Source organism: Metabacillus sp. cB07 (assembly GCF_016839225.1).
Lineage (GTDB): Bacteria > Bacillota > Bacilli > Bacillales > Bacillaceae > Bacillus_P > Bacillus_P indicus.
The window spans coordinates 2830919-2848955 of record NZ_CP069296.1; the positions used below are offsets into that span (position 1 = coordinate 2830919).

The window sequence follows — 18037 nt, forward strand, 5'->3', positions numbered from 1 at the left end:
ATCTCTATTTTACTTGAAAACGCTGTTAAGGAAAAGAGTTATTGCAGAAAGATGGCGTATTTTTCAAAAATTAGACAAAAAAACCTCATCTGTTAAGATGAAGTTCTTCAAATCACGTTCGTTCAGCACCCAATCTGTCTGGCAATAACCATTCTTTGAACTTCACTCGTGCCTTCACCAATCTCAAGAAGCTTTGCATCCCGAAGATAGCGCTCCACCTGATATTCTTTCATATAGCCGTATCCGCCATGAATTTGGATCGCCTGGTTGGATACCTCTGTGCACATTTCAGATGCGAACAGCTTGCAGTAGGACGCTTCTTTAGTGAATGGCTTTCCTTGATCCTTGAGCCAGGCCGCTTTGTATACCGCTGTACGCGCAAGGTCAATTTTCATGGCCATGTCAGCAAGCTTGAACTGTATCGCCTGAAACTCGCTTAGCGTTTTGCCGAATTGCTTTCGCTCCTTTGAGTAAGCAAGCGCCTTTTCAAATGCCGCCTGTGCAATCCCGACAGCCATTGCAGCAATTCCGATTCTTCCACCGTCAAGAGTCATCAGGAATTGCCTGAAGCCGTTCCCCTTCTTGCCAAGGAGATTTTCAGACGGAACCTCGACATCTTCTAAAATCAGTTCTGTCGTATTGGATGCGTTCAGCCCCATTTTTTCATAATTATCAATGACCTTGAAGCCAGGTGCATCTGTAGGAACAATAATCGCACTGATTTCTTTTTTTCCTTCATTCCGTCCGGTAATGGCTGTTAATGAAAGAAATTTGGCGTAAGAAGCATTTGTAATGTAGCATTTGTTGCCGTTGATTGTAAACTTGCCGTCCTTTTCAACTGCTTCAGTCAGAGTTCCTCCTGCATCAGAGCCTGCGTTAGGCTCAGTAAGACCAAAAGCCCCTAAAGACTCTCCAGAGCAGATTTTTGAAAGATATGTTCTCTTCTGCTCTTCTGTTCCAAACATGCTGATTGGCGCCCCGCCTAAAGAAATATGGGCGGAATATGTAATGCCTGTCGAACCGCAAGCTTTGCTTAATTCTTCCGTTACGATTGCAAAACTGGTTGTATCTGCTCCGCTTCCGCCGTATTCCTCAGAGAATGGCAGGCCAAGAATGCCCATATCCCCCAGCTGTTTGAAAATTTCGGCCGGAAACTGTTTCGTTTTGTCCCGTTCATATGCTCCCGGTTCCACAACTTCTTCTGCGAATTCCCTGATGGTTTTTTGAATCATGCGCTGCTCTTGTGATAGTTCAAAATTCATTTTATCCCTCCGTTTTGAATACGCTTACATTACAAATTATAAGATGAACAGCTCTATTTTCACAACTTTTTAAATTTTTTATTTTATGAAAAAATATTTTTTTGTGTTTGTTTTGTGCCCAGTTGCCCGGAGATGATCCTGCAGCCGGAATGAAACCCGCATGTTATCAGGGTAAAATCATGTTTTCCCCGTCTATTCAGCAATTGCTGCCGAAGAATTTTTTTATGAAGGCAGTTTGCAAATTAAATAACAATTAAGTAAAATAATGAAAAGAAGATGTAAGAAAAAGGGTGTTAGCGCTGTCACATCTGATTCTTAAGAATTTGGACAACAAAAAAAAGCGAACGTAATGTCCGCTTTCTGCTTTCTATTCGAGAAAATCTTTAAGGCGTTTGCTTCTGCTTGGATGGCGAAGCTTGCGAAGGGCTTTTGCTTCAATCTGACGGATACGCTCTCTTGTTACGCCGAAAACTTTTCCGACTTCTTCAAGAGTGCGGGTACGGCCGTCGTCAAGTCCGAAGCGTAGACGAAGCACGTTTTCTTCCCGGTCAGTAAGAGTATCAAGTACATCTTCAAGCTGTTCTTTCAGAAGTTCGTATGCAGCATGCTCAGATGGAGATGTGGCATCCTGATCTTCTATAAAGTCACCAAGATGCGAGTCATCCTCTTCCCCGATTGGAGTCTCAAGAGAAACAGGCTCCTGGGCAATCTTAAGGATTTCTCTGACTTTATCAGGCGTCAGATCCATGTCTTCCGCAATTTCCTCAGGTGAAGGCTCACGGCCTAAATCCTGAAGCAGCTGGCGCTGAACCCGGATCAGCTTGTTAATCGTTTCAACCATATGAACCGGAATACGGATCGTTCTTGCCTGGTCGGCAATGGCGCGTGTTATGGCCTGGCGAATCCACCAAGTAGCATAGGTACTGAATTTAAAGCCTTTGCGGTAATCAAATTTCTCTACCGCCTTCATCAGTCCCATGTTGCCTTCCTGGATCAGATCGAGAAACAGCATTCCGCGGCCTACATACCGTTTTGCAATACTGACGACAAGACGGAGGTTTGCTTCAGCGAGTCTTCTTTTCGCTTCTTCGTCTCCTTCTTCTATCCGGTTTGCAAGCTTAATTTCTTCGTCTGCAGTCAAAAGGTCTACTCGTCCGATTTCTTTAAGGTACATGCGGACAGGGTCATTTATTTTAACGCCCGGCGGCACACTCAAATCATTCAGGTCAAACTCTTCTTCCTTGGCAAGCTGCTGAATGTTCGGGTCTTCTGTTGATTCATTATCTCCCACCAGTTCAACACCCTGTTCACCCAGGAACTCATAATACTCATCCATTTGGTCTGATTCAATTTCGAAGCCTGACATGCGTTCAGCAATCTCTTCGTATGTTAAAACTCCACGTTTTTTTCCGATTTCAGTTAATTGGTCCTTAGCCTGTTCCAATGTCAATTCAGAATCATGGGTTTGTTTATCAGCCATTGGATCCCCTCCTTCCAAACTCTTGCAATTAGTGCTTTATAGTAATGTTCTGATTGGAAATAAACAATCAGCAACAGTGAATCTCATTTCAGTGCTACTTAAGGCTTTGTTTCAGCTTAATGATTTCCATGGCAATGCCGGCAGCTTTAACAAAATCCTTTTTGCGTTCTGCATCGTGCTTTTCAGATTCTTTTTCTTTTATCATTAACCAATTTTGGTGATTCAACACCTGTTTGATATAATCTGACAGCTCCCGCTCCGAAATTTCTTCATTCACGGAAAGCATCGCGATATCTGAAACCACTTGATGAAGCTTATGATCAGGCAGTCTCCTCAGAAAGGAGCTTACATTTGCTTCAAAGCCCTCTTCGTAATAAGCATATAAATAAGTAATAATGGCTCTGTGTTCCTCAATATTAAATTGAAGCCCCACCCTGTCCAGCACTTTTTGGGCGATTTCTTTGTTTCTCAGCATGTGGGCGATGAGCAGCCTTTCTGCATTATGAAAAGCTTTCAGAAGGCGCTTTTGCTGCGGTATTCTCGTCTCCGTTTTTGGAGGAGCCGGCGCTGCCTGCTCTTTTTTCGGCTCACGCTGCCTGCTTCCTTTCTGATCAAGCACACGGCTTTTCAAAACATCCATGGAGAGTGAAAACTCTTCAGACAGCTGTTTCAGATAAAGCTCAATTTCAACAGGATTGTCAAGAAGACTCAGCTCTCTGACTATATCTTCGATGTACTGCAGTCTTTGTCCTTCATCGTGCAGATTTTTGCCTTTTCTGAACATCTGCATCTTAAATGCCATCAGCGTAATGCTTGCCCCTATTACATCCTGCCTGAACTTCTCGGCTCCGTGTGTCCGGATGTAGTCATCAGGGTCTGTCCCATGAGGCAGGGCGGCTACCCGCATTTTGCATCCTGCAGCAGCAAGTGTTCTTGAAGCCCTGAGCGTTGCCTCCAGGCCTGCAGAATCTGAGTCATAGCATATGATAACATCTCCTGCATTTCTTTTGATGATTTTTGCCTGGGCATCTGTAAGCGATGTACCCATTGTGGCAATCGCATTCGGCACATTTGAACGGACAGCAGATATCACATCGGCAAAACCTTCGAATAAAACGGCTTGCTGATTTTTGCGTATATGTACTCTTGCCTGATGAAAATTGTAAAGGACCTTGCTCTTATTGAAAATCGGGGTTTCAGGACTGTTCAGAAACTTCGGCTGTTCCTTGCCGAGCACTCTGCCTGAGAACGCGATTGTTCTCCCGGTATGGTCAAGGATCGGGAACATAACTCTGTTTCTGAAGCGGTCAAGATAGGAATCAGAATTGTTCTTCTTAACAAGAAGCCCTGCTCGTTCCATCATTTCGGGACTGTATCCGCGTTTGGTCAGAAATTTCGCAGCGAAATCCCACGAATCAAGCGAATAGCCGATTTCAAACTGATCGATAGTTTCCTTATCAAAGCCTCTGCCTGTCAGATAATCAAGAGCTTCCTGGCCTTCTTTCGTGTTTACGAGCAGGTGATGATAAAACTTTTTCAGCAGTTCATGAGCTTCAATCATTTTTTCATCATCGCTGTTTGCGTCTTTTGGCTGGGCGGAATGAAGATAATCCGGCAATTCTATGTTAAGCCTGTCTGCTAAAGATCCGGCTGCCTCCACAAAGGAGAGCCCTTCTATCTGCATCAGAAAGGAAAAAACATTTCCTCCGGCGCCGCATCCAAAACAGTGGTAGATCTGCTTATCATGCGAGACAGAAAATGACGGAGATTTTTCTCCATGAAAAGGACAGAGACCAAAATGATTTCGCCCCTGCTTTTTCAATTGAACATATTCGCCTACAACATCCACGATATCTGCAGACTTCTGAATCTGATCAATAAGTTCGTCAGGAATACGATTTGCCATAGTAACATCTCCGTGAAACTAATATTCGCGATTTAATCACCAATTCCTGCATCTTTCGACAAAATCTTTTGAAGGGTGCGGACAAAATGTTCCCGGTCTGCTCCGGTAAACTTCTTCGGTCCTTTCGTATGATTCCCGCTTCGCCGTTCCTTTGCGGAAAGATACCTGAACTGAAGAGCTGTTTCAATCGAATCTTCTGTAAGTTCTATACCCCGGGGTGTGATAACTGTAACCCCTTTTTTAAGGAGAAGCCCTGCAAGACCGATGTCCTGAGTCACAACGGTATCGTGCCTCGAGGTGTGATTAACAATGTATAAATCAGCAGCTTCATTTCCTGTGTCCACGTATACCCAGTCGCATCCATATGTAGTTGATGACTGATGATTGTAGGAAGCAACAAACAGGACCCGTACCCCGTGCACTGCAGCCAGATCAGCAATCTCCTGTTTAACCGGACACGCATCTGCGTCGACAATAATCTGCATCTTTTTTTCGCCGTCTTTCACTATTCTACATCACTCCGAAGGATTCCTTCTAAACTATCCAGAAAAGATGCCAAAGGAAATCAAGACTGAATTTGTCGAATTATTTTTTAATGATTAGCTTGACAGATCACAATAAATAGTTTATTCGTAATAGGTCAAGTCTAAACCTAAAATAAGTAATTTTATCACAATTTTTTATTATAATACAAAGTCTTTCATTTTTCCATTCTTTTTAGCCAATTAAAGCTGTAAACAGGATACATGCAGAAAACTCAGAGTATCAGGCCACTCTGAGTCTTTACATCCGTTAGATTCAGTTGTATCTGTTCATGATGTTCTGGATCATGTTGGCTGTCTCTTCTACCGCTTTATTTGAAACATCAATCACCTGGCAGCCGATTCTGTCGATTATTTTTTCGAAGTATTCAAGCTCCACTTTGATTCTGTCAATGTTGGCGTAGATCGCCTTGTCGTTAAGCCCCAGTGAAATGAGCCGTTCTTTTCTGATATCGTTTAACTTGTCCGGGCTTATTTTAAGGCCGATGCATTTTTGCGGCGACACTTTAAACAGCTCTTCAGGCGGTTCAACTTCCGGAACGAGCGGAACATTGGCCACTTTAAACCGTTTGTGCGCCAGATACTGGGACAAAGGCGTTTTCGATGTTCTAGACACACCGACAAGGATGATATCCGCTTTCATGATGCCCCTTGGATCTCTTCCATCATCGTATTTTACGGCAAATTCAATGGCTTCTACCTTTTTGAAGTAATCTTCATCAAGTTTTCTTACTCTTCCCGGCTCATATTTGGCTGAGATGCCGTACGCAGATTCCATTTTATCAATGAGCGGTCCGATAATATCGTAATAAACGACCCCCTGGGCTTCCGCCTCCTCAATCAGTCCCTGCCTCAGGTCAGGCACAACAAGGGTAAAGCAGACAATAGCCTGTTCAAGCTTTGCATGGGCGATAATCTCTTTAATCGTTCCAAGATCCTCTACATATGGAATCCGCTTTACTTTGGTGTCTGCAGCGTACCCGTTGAACTGGCTGATCGCAGCTTTGATAACCAGTTCAGCCGTTTCACCGACAGAATCCGAAACAACATAGACATGACGATTGTACATACCATTCCCCACTCCCCAGTTAGATGATTTCATTCTCCGCTAGTCCGACCAATATCTTTGTCATATTTGTTTTTGTAATTCTGCCTGTTACTTCGAACCCTTTATCTGTTTCTTTAATAACTGGAATGGCATCAATTTGTTTATGAATTAAATATTTCGCTACATCCACGATGTTGTCCTCTCTGCTGCACATCGTGATGTTCGGCATTCTTGTCATAATGATATTGACCGGAATCGATGCAAGCTCCTGCTTTCCGATGCTTGCCCTGAGCAGATCTTTCCTCGACAGCACACCGACAAGGATGGACCCCTGGTCGACGACAAAGAGCGTCCCCACATCTTCAAGAAACATGGTCACAATGGCATCGTAAACAGACACATTTTCATTTACAACGACAGGTATGGACTGAAAATCCTTTACCTGAAGTTTTTTCAATTTATCAGACAGCATGCCGGCTCCGGTCTTGCCTGTGTAAAAATAGCCGACTCTAGGCCTCGCTTCCAGGTATCCGGCCATCGTCAGGATGGCAAGGTCAGGCCGCAGAGTGGCCCTCGTTAAATTCAGCTGGTCTGCAATGTGTTCGCCGGTAATCGGCCCGCTTGCTTTTACAATCTGCAGAATATGTTCCTGTCTTTTATTTAATTCGATTGTACTCACCACCTTAAGGTTCCAATACATATGTATCTATAGTTCTGCTTTCACTCAATCCAAATAGGTTATACTCATATAAAAATATTATATACTATTTGAGCAGATTGAAAAGAACCTTTTCACAGGCTGCTTTTGAAATACGTAAACAAACGGGACGATTGCCTCAAGGCAACCGTCCTCGTTTCTCTATTTTACAATGACAGCATTCATGTCCGCAAAGGATTCAATGAGTGCTGCAAGCTTTTTCATCTGGGCAAGGCGATTTGTTTTCAGTGCTTCGTCTTCTGCCATAACCATAGTTTCGCTGAAATAGCTCTCAATGGCAGGCTGAAGGGAGCGAAGAGCTTTAAACGCTTCTTTATACTCGCCGCGGGCTCCGTGCGCAGCATATGCTTCCGCTGCTTCTGTGTACTTGCTGTAGAGATCTTTTTCTTCCTGATTTTTAAACAGGGAAGGATCTACAGCGTCACCCGTTCCTTTTTTGGAGATATTCTGAACGCGGGCAAAAGCTTCCATTTCTTCTTTAAATCCTGCTTCACCTGCAGCAGCGGCCAGAACTTCCGCTTTGGAGAGGACAGCCGTAAGTTCAAGCTGTTCAGACCCAAGAACCGCATCGACGATATCGTATCTGATTTTCTTTTCATCAAGAACATGCTTGATGCGCATTTTAAAGAATGAACGCAAATCTGCCATTACTTTTTCTTTATCCGAACCTTCAAATGGAGCAAGGGCAGCTTCAAACAATTCATCAAGCGTCACCTTCCACTGCTTGGCAAGAAGAATGTGAACAATACCGCTTGCCTGACGTCTGAGTGCATATGGATCCTGCGATCCTGTCGGAATGACGCCGATTGAGAAGAATCCCGCAATCGTATCCAGTTTATCCGCAAGAGCAACAATCGCACCCGCGGTGGTTGAAGGTGCTGCATCATCCGCGTGACGAGGCATGTAGTGCTCGTTAATGGCCGCTGCCACTTCTTCTGCTTCGCCGAACGCTCTTGCATATTTTTCACCGATGATTCCCTGCAGTTCAGGGAACTCATAGACCATATGAGTGACCAGATCGAATTTGCAGATTTCAGCTGCGCGCACCGCATGTTTTTTCTCTTGCTCTGACGCAAAGCGGTCTGCCAGTTTTTCAGACAATGCCGTTACTCTTCTGACTTTATCGCCTGTAGAACCAAGTTCTTCGTGGAAAATGATTTTATCAAGTTTCTTTACGTTATTTGCGATCACAAGCTTTTGATCCTCATTGTAGAAGAACGCAGCATCAGAAAGGCGTGCACGCAGCACTTTTTCGTTTCCTCTTGCTACATTTTCAATATGGTTGTGATCACCGTTTCTGACAGTCACAAAGAATGGAAGCAGCTTTCCTTCTTTGTTTTTCACAGGGAAATATCTCTGATGTTCTTTCATCGTTGTAATCAGAACTTCTTCAGGAAGAGACAGATATTCTTCTTCAAACTTGCCGAAGAGCGCCGTCGGATACTCTACAAGATTCGTTACTTCTTCAAGCAGATCCTTATCGATCGGAATCTCCCATCCGTTTTCTTCTTCGATATGATGAAGCTGTGTCAGAATCGCTTCTTTCCGTTTTACCGGGGAAGCGATAACGTATTGTGAAAGAAGGGTTTCTTCATAGTGAGATCCTGATTGCACCGTCTGATCCTGTCCCAGGAAGCGGTGTCCTCTTGTTTCATTGCCTGTTTTCACACCGGTGATTTCAAACGGAATGATTTCGCTGCCAAAGAGCGCAATCATCCATTTGATCGGACGTGCAAACCTTAGGTCCTGGGATCCCCAGCGCATATTCTTCGGGAATGTCAGGCTTGTGATGATGTCTTTAAGCTCTGACAGCAGCTGTTTTGTTTCTTTTCCCTTAATAAATTTATGAACATGGGCATATTCAATGCCGCCGATTTCTTTAAAATAAATATCCTCAGGAGACGCTCCCTGGCCTCTTGAAAAGCCGGCAGCCGCTTTTGACCAGTTTCCTTCTGAATCAAGCGCTATTTTCTTCGCCGGTCCTTTCGCTTCTTCTTCAATATCCTTCTGCTTTTCCGCAACATCCTCAATCCGTACGGCAAGCCTTCTCGGAGTTGAGTAAACATGCACTTCTCCAAATGAAATGTTTTTCTCTTTCAGCCAGTTTTCAACTTTCATAGAAAGCTGATTCATCGCATCTGTTACAAATCTTGCCGGAAGCTCCTCAAGTCCAAGTTCAAGCAGCAGATCCTGTTTACTCATTTGTTTCAGCCTCCTCTTGTTTCAGCATTGGAAATCCAAGCTTCTCCCGTTCATTATAAAATGTTTTGGCTACTTTTCTGGCAAGGTTCCGGACGCGGCCGATATATCCCGTTCTTTCTGTCACGGAAATCGCCCCTCTTGCGTCAAGCAGATTGAACGTATGGGAACATTTTAAAACATAATCATATGCAGGGTGCACAAGTCCCTCGTCCATCTGGCGGTGGGCCTCTTTTTCATAAATGGAAAACAGGTTAAAGAGCATATCTGCATCTGATGTTTCAAACGTATATTTAGAATGTTCGTATTCAGGCATCAGGAAGATGTCACGCACAGTGTATCCTTCTGTCCATTCCAGATCGAACACATTTTCTTTATCCTGAATGTAGGATGCGAGACGTTCGATACCGTAAGTAATTTCAACAGAAACAGGTTTGCATTCGAGTCCCCCTACTTGCTGGAAGTAAGTGAACTGTGTAATTTCCATGCCGTCAAGCCATACTTCCCACCCGAGTCCTGCGCATCCAAGAGACGGGTTTTCCCAGTTATCCTCAACAAAACGGATATCATGCTTCAGCGGGTCAATGCCAAGAGCTTTAAGAGAATCGAGATACCACTCCTGAATATTGTCAGGAGAAGGTTTAATAATGACTTGAAACTGATGATGTTGATACAGTCTGTTCGGATTTTCGCCGTATCGTCCATCTGCCGGGCGGCGGGAAGGTTCAACATAGGCTACCTTCCAAGGCTCCGGACCTACAGCTTTCAGGAACGTGTACGGGCTCATTGTACCTGCCCCTTTTTCTGTGTCATATGCCTGCATTAATACACAGCCGTGATCAGACCAGTGTTTTTGCAATGTCAATATCATGTCTTGAATATTCATAACATGCACCTCCAAAATGTATTGTCATTCACAAGATAAGCAACAAAAAAACTCCCGTCTCTATGCTGCTTAATCTCAGCATAGGGACGAGAGTTAACCCGCGGTTCCACCCTAATTGCAAGTGCACTTAGTGCACTGCCACTTTCCGTAAGCGCCGCTCGGGAAACGCCTTTCTTTGCCTGTTGTCACCCGGCTTCCACCGTCCCGGGTTCGCTTTAGAACAACTGCAGCAAATACTCTTTTTCCTTCATAGCAGCTCCATATAATTATTAGCATAATAACCTGAATGCAAGCTCAAAGTCAATAGGCCCGTTAATCCGAAAGCTTGCCACGCAGCGCGTCCATCTGATCAAGGAAACGCTTGGATTTAAGAAAAAGGCCTGAGTACTCGCTGTAGTATGTATGGATGACCATTTTCAGCTCCGCCTTCGTTTCGGGTTTTAAAGACACTTGCCCAAGCCTTTCCAGATCAAAATAATAAAACAGCCTCAGCAGCTTGGCGGTTCCCTGCGAGATCTTGAGTCTGTAAGGGTCCATTTCAAAGCAGCGGTGGCACAAAAAGCCGTTTTCCCGAATGGAAAAATGAAACGTTCCATCTCTGCTTCCGCAGTTGACGCAAGAGTCAAGCTGAGGATAAAGACCAAGAACATTCAGCATTTTCATCTCGAAAATGTGAAGCAGAACATCCGGGTCCACTCCTTCATTCAAAAGCTTGAGAGACTGGCTGAAAAGCTCAAAAAGAAAGGGATTAGGATCATTTTGTTCCGTGCTTTTATCAAGCAGCTCCGCCATATAGGATGCATATGCCGTCAGGAAAATATCTTCCCTGATGCCTCTCATTGATGCTATTGTTTCTCCCTGCTGAAGACCGCCGAGACCTGTTGATTTTTGAAATAAAAAATACCCGTAAGTGAATAACTGTGTAGAAGCAGTCAGGCGGCTGTTCGGCTTTTTAGCGCCTCTCGCCATAACGCCCACTTTTCCAAGCTCACGGGTATAGAGTGTCACAATCTTGTTTGTTTCACCATAATCATTTGTGCGTATCACAATGCCTTCGCATTTTTGAAGCAATCATTCTCACCATCCAGAAGGATTCGGTCAGATCACGAAATTGGAAAGTCCGCTTCTGTCAGCTCATGATCATGTAAATCGGGTCCGTCACCAGTATCTTTTTCCATTTCCTTAAAAAGAAGATAGGTATCAATATTACCTGTCTGAATAAACACTTTCCAGGTAAAATCAAGCATGTTAACCCCGCCTTTCTGTTGTTAAGAGAAGCAAGCTGTTATCCAATTCTATACCGTTATCTTGACCGAACATCCTTCGTTTCATGTTAGATAAAATTTGTTAATTTCAAGGAGCTTTTAATATTCATCTTCTCTGAAACCGAAGTCTCTGAGCTGATTCATTTTATTGCGCCAGTCTTTCTGCACTTTCACCCAAAGCTCTAAAAATACTTTCGTCCCAAGCAGCGCTTCAATATCTGCCCTAGCCCGCTGGCCTACTTCCTTGAGCATTTTTCCCTGTTTGCCGATGACAATTCCTTTTTGAGAATCACGTTCGACAATAACGGTTGCACTTACGTAAATGGACTGATTGTTGTCGCGTCTTTCAATCGCATCAATCACCACTGCAACCGAGTGGGGAATTTCTTCGCGTGTTAAATGCAGCACTTTTTCCCTGATAAGCTCAGAAATAATGAACCGTTCAGGATGATCTGTCACCTGATCGGCAGGATAGTACTGCGGTCCCGCTGGAAGATAAGATTCAATCTGTTCAAGAAGAGTGTCCACATTATTGCCCTGAAGAGCTGAAATCGGAATAATTTCCTTGAAGGGATAGAATGCGCGGTACTGGTCAATCAGCGGAAGAAGCTGATCCGGATGGATCTGGTCTATCTTATTAATGATCAGGAAAACAGGTGTCTTTGTATGCTGAAGTTTTTCAATGATAAATTCATCTCCGCGGCCATAGCCTTCTTCTGCATTGATCATAAATAAGACGACATCGACTTCCTTAAGCGTATTCTGGGCTACCTTCATCATAAAATCGCCCAGTTTGTGCTTTGGTTTATGGATTCCAGGTGTGTCTATGAACACAATCTGAGATTCGTTTGTTGTATATACGCCCTGTATTTTATTACGTGTTGTCTGTGGTTTGTCGCTCATAATCGCGATTTTCTGTCCGATCACGCGGTTTAAAAATGTTGATTTCCCAACGTTCGGTCTGCCAATAATGGAAACAAAACCTGACTTATATTCATTTTTACTCATTCAAATCCTCCGATGAAAATGCCCCGGGCAATAATTCAGCAACTGTCCATTCTTTTACGTCGCCTTTTAAATTTGTCAGTATTACTTTCATGTCTCTCGGACACAATTCTGAGATGACCTGCCTGCACGCACCGCACGGGGACACAGGGCCCTCCGTATCTGCTACGATGGCAATGGCCGCAAACTCCTTGTCGCCTTCTGATACAGCCTTAAAAAGCGCTGTCCGTTCTGCACAGTTCGTCATGCCGTATGAGGCATTTTCAATATTGCAGCCTCTGTACACTTTTCCGTCTTTTGTTAATAGAGCAGCACCAACCTGGAATTTGGAATAAGGAACATATGCCATTTCCCGAGCTGCTATTGCTTCTTTGATGAGTTGTTCTGAGTTCAATGCTATTCTCCCTTTCTTAAGCGGCTCTGTGTTCTTCTATTTTACCTCTGCCGGAATGAAATTTCACCTGATTGCCGCAAATGTAATTTAATTGTAAGAATTTTCTCATAACTTAAAGGATCTTTGGAAAGAAAATGAGTAACCCTATCATAACCGCAAGAATGGCATAAATCAAAACAGCGCCGGCTGCTGCGTCTTTGGCTGCCTTTGCAAGCGGGTGATAGTCGGCGGTTACAAGGTCAACAACACGCTCTACCGCCGTATTCATGAGCTCAAGCGAGAGCATTCCGCCCATAAGGAAAAGAATGATGATCCACTCGCCGGCAGACAGGTGAAAGTACAGCCCGGCCCCCGTCACGATCAGACATACAAAAGCATGAATCTGAAAGTTCCGCTCATGAATCAGGGTCATCTTTATCCCCTGCCAAGCATAATAAAAACTTTTTAAAAACCGTTCACGCTCAGACTTCTCTTTTAAGTCCATACGCATCGAGAATATCCTTTTGTTTGCCGAACATCTTTTTTTCATCTTCTTCTGTCATGTGGTCATATCCCAGCAAATGAAGAAGGCCGTGAACAGCCAGAAATCCTAGCTCTCTTGTAAAAGAATGACCGTATTCTTCCGCCTGTTCCTTTGCACGGGGCACTGAAATGATGATATCCCCGAGGATGCGGGGCATATCTTCCCCGCCGACGATCGAAACCTCGCCTTCGCCCAGCTCTTCCATCGCAAAAGAAATGACGTCCGTTACCTGATCTTTGTTCCGGTACTCTCTATTTACTTCCTGAATTCTCTGATTGTCTGTGAACGTAACAGAAAGCTCTGCATCCTGAGGCACGTTCTCAGTTTGAGCCGCGTGCTGCAGCAGGCTTTCGACCATAGAAAGCTGGTCTTGTGCGAGCTGTTCTGTTTCATCCTCCATATCGATTATCATTCTGTTCATGCCTGTTTCACCTTCTGTTTTGTAATTTCCGGATATTCAATTCTTGAATGAAATATCCCCTTTAATGTTTCGCTGAATGATTTCGCGATGATATCCAGTTCCCTCAGAGTCAGATCACACTCGTTCAGCTGATGGTCCTGAAGCCTGTCCGCAATGATTCCGCGTATCAGCTTTTCAATTTTATCCGGTGTCGGACTCGACATGGATCTTACCGCAGCCTCTACACTGTCTGCAATCGAAATAATCGCGATTTCTTTTGTCTGCGGCTTCGGTCCAGGATATCTGAACTCTTCTTCGTATATATCAGGGTGGTTCTGCTTCGCTTTATGATAGAAAAACTTCAGCAGGGTTGTCCCGTGATGCTGTTCTGCAATATCCACAAACTCTTTGGGCATTTTGTGTTTCCTGAGCATTTCCGCACCGTCTGAAGCATGTGCGATAATCACATTTTTACTTAGCTGGGGAGACAGTTTATCATGCGGATTTTCAATATTCATCTGATTCTCAATAAAGTACTGAGGCCGTTTTGTTTTTCCGATATCATGGTAATAGGCTCCCACGCGGGCAAGCAGTCCATTCGCACCGATTGCCTCGCACGCTGCTTCTGAAAGATTTGCGACCATGACACTGTGATGATACGTCCCTGGTGTTTCAGTCAGAATTTTTCTGAGCAGAGGATGATTCGGGTTCGACAGCTCAATCAGTTTCATTGTCGAGAGAATTCCGAAACCCGTTTCAAAAAACGGCATGAATCCAATTGTCAGAACAGACGATATGAGTCCGGAAGCAAGAGCCATTATGAAATAAGAGCCCAACTCAATATTTGAGTAGCTTCCGTTTTGTATCAAGGTGATCGCTGTGATGATCATGATGTTGATCAGCGCCACAAACAATCCCGTCTGCAAAATTCTTGACCTGACATTCTGCTCGTTCAAAAAGAGGACGCCTGCTATACTGCCGAACAGGAAGTAGATGCCGATCGTGAAATTGAACGTCCCCGTTACGCCTTCATTAAAGATAATGCTGCCGCATACAGCAAAGATAATGCTTGTCAAAATGGCCAGTCTCTCATGGAGAAGCAGCTTGATCAGCATGGCACCCATAGCGACAGGAACGAGATACCCTACGTTATTATAATTGATTTCCTGAAAGAAGCTGATAATTTTAATCAGCAGGATGGTAATGCTGAATATCAGGACATACAGAATGAGAGAGTGATTTTTTCTGTGCGGCTGTCTGTCAGGAGCCTCAAAATAATAAATGAGCGCCGCAAGGATCAGAAGGATCATCAGCAGCAGACCGGCAAACGGCTTCAAAGCAAGCTTATTGTCGAGAAGACCTACAAGATCAAGTTTGCGGTAGATATCCCTGCTGATGTAACCGCCTTCTTCAACAAGAATCTGTCCCTGTTTAATCTGTACTTCATTGACATCATCGTATGCCTGCTGCTTTTTCTCTTCCGTCGCATCAAGATCAAAGACATAGTTCGCAATAACGGCATATCTTCCGAGTTCAATCGCTGCTTTCAGTAAGTCCGCCCTTAAATTCGAGGATGTAAGGTCCTCTTCAACCAAATCCTTTGCCTCATCCTGCTTCTGCAGCGGAATTTCCTCGCTCATCACCCGGTTGACTGCCGTGACCGCTGCATCCTTGGCTATATTCAGCTCATTCTCCGAGGATTCAAGGAGAGCGGTGAATGTATCATCTGAAATTTTTTCTCGGATATCTTCTGTAAGCTTGTCCTTCAGCCGAATGAGTTTTTCTTCAATTGATACTGTGTAGGCTTCTTCGCCTTCTGTCACATTTTCATTCTGCAGCTTCATTTCATCTGCAGCCTCTTTGTTTGTTTCTTTTACAAAGTCAAAGATCGATGTTATGACTTCTACGCGGTTTACAACATAATCTTTTCTCAGGACATATTCATCTTGAACGGCATCGTATGCTTCCTGCCGTTTGCTCTCAGTTTCAAACGTATCTTCCGCCTGAGTCGGAGCTATGATTGTCTGATCAGAGTAAGTAAAAAGTTCAACATCAACCGTTTCCGGCTTTACATTGCTGTAAAGGGAGACAAAAATGACAGCAGCAAGCAAAAAATACATGGAAATATGTATAAACTTATAATGCTTTAACGTTTCAATGAGCTGACTGAGCTTAGCACTTCGCTTTGTTTTCATAACATCACCCCCCGCTCCCCTTTGCATTCCTGAAAAAAGTGACCCGAAAACGGGCGCCCGGGTCACTTTGTCTTGTCATATGCTTCAATGATTTTCGCTACAAGCGGATGGCGCACGACGTCTGACTGCTGCAGTTCATTAAACGCTATACCGCTTACAGAATTCAGTGTATCCCTTGCTGCAGCAAGACCCGACTGGACGCCTCTCGGCAGGTCAACCTGTGTAATATCGCCGGTAATGACCATTTTCGAACCAAATCCGAGTCTTGTTAAAAACATTTTCATCTGTGCAGGTGTTGTATTTTGGGCTTCATCCAAAATAACAAAAGCATCATCAAGCGTTCTTCCTCTCATATAGGCAAGAGGCGCAATTTCGATGGTGCCTCTCTCAATCAGCCGCTGCGTATGTTCCGCTCCGAGAACATCGTTAAGCGCATCATAAAGAGGGCGTAAGTAAGGGTCTACTTTTTCTTTGAGGTCTCCAGGCAGGAAGCCAAGACTTTCTCCTGCTTCAACAGCCGGCCGCGTGAGAATGATCCGCTTTACTTGATTATTCTTAAGTGCGCTGACCGCCATCACAACGGCGAGATACGTTTTGCCTGTTCCTGCAGGGCCGATGCCGAATATCAGGTCCTTGTTTCGGATAGAAGACACATAATGTCTTTGCCCGAGAGTTTTGACTCTGATGGATTTCCCCTGAGCATTTTTGCTTACTTCCTCAACATAAAGAGCTTCAAATTCATCAAGCTTGTGTTTTTTAGCCATTTCAATGCCATAGATGACGTCGCGTTCGCTGATGGCTATTCCTCTTTTCAGAAGAACCTGAAGCGACGCAAGCACATCACCAGCTATATTTGCATTCTCTTCTTCTCCATTTACATAGACAGCTTCGCCTCTTGATACAATTGTAACGGACAGCTCATCTTCCATCCGCTTCAGGTGTACATCATTGTTTCCAAAAAGAGATGCTGCTTCGTTTGGATTTTCGACTTGCAGATTTATCGTAATGAGTTCTTCTGGCATGATTTAGTCTCCCTGAACAATTGGTGTTGTTTTTACGATATTTTCTATAACTTGGTAGAGCACTGTTAGTTTTACTTTACCATTCTCGTTCGTCTGGTGCAAAACTTTTTGACCCTTTACCTCTGCATCTTCTCCTAATTGTCCGAGCAGTTCTTTTTTGCCCTGATCTATCGCGGCAGTGCGCGCCTCTTCCTCTGTATATTGTTTTTCATAAACTTCTTTTTCACGGTAGATCTTCTGGCCGAATCCAAGCGGGAGAGTCCATTTTAAAAACCGGAGCGGCCTGATATCATTTTCCTCTTCATATTTTGCATACAGGTCCTGATTAAATCCCCAAATCTGGAGATCGGCTGACCCAACTGAAAGGTACGTTTTTCTGACTTCGCTGCCTGAAAAAAGCTGAAAGGTTTGTTTTTTGGGTACAGTTATTTCCGATCTATACCATGTTTCACCCAGAATTTCCGCTTTAGCCGCAACAAGCTGCTTCTTTTTTTCGCCTCCGATTAAGCCTGATACGAGCAGCTGCCCTTTTTCAACATGATCATGAATGGTCACGGAAGGCTGTCCTTTTTCAACATACATCTTTGTAATGACCGCTTTCTTTTTCGCTACAATATGCTGCGGCCCTGCTTCTGCTGTTTTTTCGGGTTCATTCTTTTCGACCACTTCAAAATGAAAATGCGTTCCCCTGAGTTCAACACCCACCCATGTCAATTCGCTGATATTGTCTGTCAGCTTTTTCTGGATGGAATCAGGATCAAGCGTCATGAACTGCAGCCTTCCTGTTTTCACCCCCATTGCATCCAGCTCTTTCATGATTTTATGCTCCGTGCTCGGCTTTGCGCCTTTTACATCGATTCCCCAAATCATATTGGAAAGGAGCAGGATGACAGCAAAGAACAGAGTGAATCCGATAACAAAGCCGCTGTTTTTTAATGATTTCTGGATTAGAAACGGCAGTCCCGACACCTTTTGCAGCGAACATTTGCATTCGCTTTTTCTTGCCGCCCGCCTCAAGGCATGTACATCTTTCAGGCGAATAAAAAAAGAGAGTCCATTCTCTTCTTTTCTCACATTCCAGACAGGGATTCCCTGTCTGATGCAGTCATTTACAAACCGTTCCGTTCCTCTTCCCGCTGCTGTTACTTTTATCACGCCGTAAAAGAAATGCATCCATTGATTTTTCATCGTC

17 protein-coding genes are annotated in these 18037 nt (G+C 44.1%); all 17 read right to left on the bottom strand.

Translation table 11 applies throughout. From position 1 onward, the window contains the following. Window positions 1–122 precede the first annotated feature (122 nt). A complete protein-coding gene (locus JOJ89_RS14595; RefSeq protein WP_203288122.1) occupies window positions 123–1262 on the bottom strand; it encodes an acyl-CoA dehydrogenase family protein in 1140 nt (379 codons plus the stop codon). A 367-nt stretch (window positions 1263–1629) separates the two neighbouring features. Further along, complete coding sequence (gene rpoD / locus JOJ89_RS14600; protein WP_029279609.1) at window positions 1630–2742, bottom strand: RNA polymerase sigma factor RpoD; 1113 nt, start codon at window positions 2740–2742, stop codon at window positions 1630–1632. A 94-nt stretch (window positions 2743–2836) separates the two neighbouring features. Beyond that, the gene (gene dnaG, locus JOJ89_RS14605; protein ID WP_203288124.1) at window positions 2837–4648 is read right to left on the bottom strand and encodes a DNA primase; all 1812 of its coding nucleotides are present in this window, start codon (window positions 4646–4648) and stop codon (window positions 2837–2839) included. A gap of 32 nt (window positions 4649–4680) precedes the next feature. After that, window positions 4681–5133 (bottom strand): YaiI/YqxD family protein, encoded by a 453-nt coding sequence (locus tag JOJ89_RS14610; RefSeq protein ID WP_203290357.1) that lies wholly within the window; start codon window positions 5131–5133, stop codon window positions 4681–4683. A gap of 313 nt (window positions 5134–5446) precedes the next feature. Continuing rightward, window positions 5447–6259 carry a pyruvate, water dikinase regulatory protein gene (locus JOJ89_RS14615; RefSeq protein WP_029279603.1) on the bottom strand — a complete coding sequence of 271 codons (813 nt, stop codon included), beginning with the start codon at window positions 6257–6259 and terminating at the stop codon, window positions 5447–5449. Window positions 6260–6278: 19 nt separating this feature from the next. After that, window positions 6279–6917: a transcriptional regulator CcpN gene (ccpN, locus tag JOJ89_RS14620; protein WP_029279601.1), complete on the bottom strand. Its 639-nt coding sequence runs from the start codon at window positions 6915–6917 to the stop codon at window positions 6279–6281. Between the two features lie 180 nt (window positions 6918–7097). After that, a complete protein-coding gene (gene glyS, locus JOJ89_RS14625) occupies window positions 7098–9158 on the bottom strand; it encodes a glycine--tRNA ligase subunit beta (RefSeq protein ID WP_029279599.1) in 2061 nt (686 codons plus the stop codon). Beyond that, on the bottom strand, window positions 9151–10041 hold the full coding sequence (glyQ, locus tag JOJ89_RS14630) for a glycine--tRNA ligase subunit alpha (RefSeq protein WP_035207207.1): 891 nt from the start codon (window positions 10039–10041) through the stop codon (window positions 9151–9153). The genes glyS and glyQ overlap by 8 nt, the downstream gene beginning before the upstream one ends. 312 nt (window positions 10042–10353) lie before the next feature. Next, a complete protein-coding gene (gene recO, locus JOJ89_RS14635) occupies window positions 10354–11112 on the bottom strand; it encodes a DNA repair protein RecO (RefSeq protein WP_029279595.1) in 759 nt (252 codons plus the stop codon). A 32-nt stretch (window positions 11113–11144) separates the two neighbouring features. After that, on the bottom strand, window positions 11145–11288 hold the full coding sequence (locus JOJ89_RS14640) for a YqzL family protein (RefSeq protein ID WP_081414167.1): 144 nt from the start codon (window positions 11286–11288) through the stop codon (window positions 11145–11147). A gap of 117 nt (window positions 11289–11405) precedes the next feature. Further along, window positions 11406–12314, bottom strand: a complete 909-nt coding sequence (gene era, locus JOJ89_RS14645) for a GTPase Era (protein ID WP_029279593.1) — start codon at window positions 12312–12314, stop codon at window positions 11406–11408. Next, window positions 12307–12705, bottom strand: coding sequence for a cytidine deaminase (locus JOJ89_RS14650; RefSeq protein ID WP_029279591.1), 399 nt, complete (start codon window positions 12703–12705; stop codon window positions 12307–12309). The genes era and JOJ89_RS14650 overlap by 8 nt, the downstream gene beginning before the upstream one ends. Window positions 12706–12817: 112 nt before the next feature. Beyond that, a complete protein-coding gene (locus JOJ89_RS14655) occupies window positions 12818–13195 on the bottom strand; it encodes a diacylglycerol kinase family protein (protein WP_029279589.1) in 378 nt (125 codons plus the stop codon). Then, on the bottom strand, window positions 13167–13640 hold the full coding sequence (ybeY, locus tag JOJ89_RS14660) for an rRNA maturation RNase YbeY (protein WP_035207323.1): 474 nt from the start codon (window positions 13638–13640) through the stop codon (window positions 13167–13169). The genes JOJ89_RS14655 and ybeY overlap by 29 nt, the downstream gene beginning before the upstream one ends. Before the next feature lie 5 nt (window positions 13641–13645). After that, window positions 13646–15823, bottom strand: a complete 2178-nt coding sequence (locus JOJ89_RS14665; RefSeq protein WP_029279585.1) for an HD family phosphohydrolase — start codon at window positions 15821–15823, stop codon at window positions 13646–13648. 62 nt (window positions 15824–15885) lie between these two features. Continuing rightward, on the bottom strand, window positions 15886–16845 hold the full coding sequence (locus JOJ89_RS14670; protein ID WP_029279584.1) for a PhoH family protein: 960 nt from the start codon (window positions 16843–16845) through the stop codon (window positions 15886–15888). 3 nt (window positions 16846–16848) lie between these two features. Further along, complete coding sequence (yqfD, locus tag JOJ89_RS14675; protein ID WP_203288126.1) at window positions 16849–18033, bottom strand: sporulation protein YqfD; 1185 nt, start codon at window positions 18031–18033, stop codon at window positions 16849–16851. Window positions 18034–18037: the final 4 nt, after the last annotated feature.

Excerpts from the sequence above, each read along its gene's own strand:
- JOJ89_RS14595 (WP_203288122.1), bottom strand. The coding sequence starts at position 1,262 with ATGAATTTTGAACTATCACAAGAGCAGCGCATGATTCAAAAAACCATC.
- rpoD (WP_029279609.1), bottom strand. The coding sequence starts at position 2,742 with ATGGCTGATAAACAAACCCATGATTCTGAATTGACATTGGAACAGGCT.
- dnaG (WP_203288124.1), bottom strand. The coding sequence starts at position 4,648 with ATGGCAAATCGTATTCCTGACGAACTTATTGATCAGATTCAGAAGTCT.
- JOJ89_RS14610 (WP_203290357.1), bottom strand. The coding sequence starts at position 5,133 with ATGCAGATTATTGTCGACGCAGATGCGTGTCCGGTTAAACAGGAGATT.
- JOJ89_RS14615 (WP_029279603.1), bottom strand. The coding sequence starts at position 6,259 with ATGTACAATCGTCATGTCTATGTTGTTTCGGATTCTGTCGGTGAAACG.
- glyS (WP_029279599.1), bottom strand. The coding sequence starts at position 9,158 with ATGAGTAAACAGGATCTGCTGCTTGAACTTGGACTTGAGGAGCTTCCG.
- glyQ (WP_035207207.1), bottom strand. The coding sequence starts at position 10,041 with ATGAATATTCAAGACATGATATTGACATTGCAAAAACACTGGTCTGAT.
- JOJ89_RS14640 (WP_081414167.1), bottom strand. The coding sequence starts at position 11,288 with ATGCTTGATTTTACCTGGAAAGTGTTTATTCAGACAGGTAATATTGAT.
- era (WP_029279593.1), bottom strand. The coding sequence starts at position 12,314 with ATGAGTAAAAATGAATATAAGTCAGGTTTTGTTTCCATTATTGGCAGA.
- JOJ89_RS14655 (WP_029279589.1), bottom strand. The coding sequence starts at position 13,195 with ATGCGTATGGACTTAAAAGAGAAGTCTGAGCGTGAACGGTTTTTAAAA.
- ybeY (WP_035207323.1), bottom strand. The coding sequence starts at position 13,640 with ATGATAATCGATATGGAGGATGAAACAGAACAGCTCGCACAAGACCAG.
- JOJ89_RS14665 (WP_029279585.1), bottom strand. The coding sequence starts at position 15,823 with ATGAAAACAAAGCGAAGTGCTAAGCTCAGTCAGCTCATTGAAACGTTA.
- JOJ89_RS14670 (WP_029279584.1), bottom strand. The coding sequence starts at position 16,845 with ATGCCAGAAGAACTCATTACGATAAATCTGCAAGTCGAAAATCCAAAC.
- yqfD (WP_203288126.1), bottom strand. The coding sequence starts at position 18,033 with ATGAAAAATCAATGGATGCATTTCTTTTACGGCGTGATAAAAGTAACA.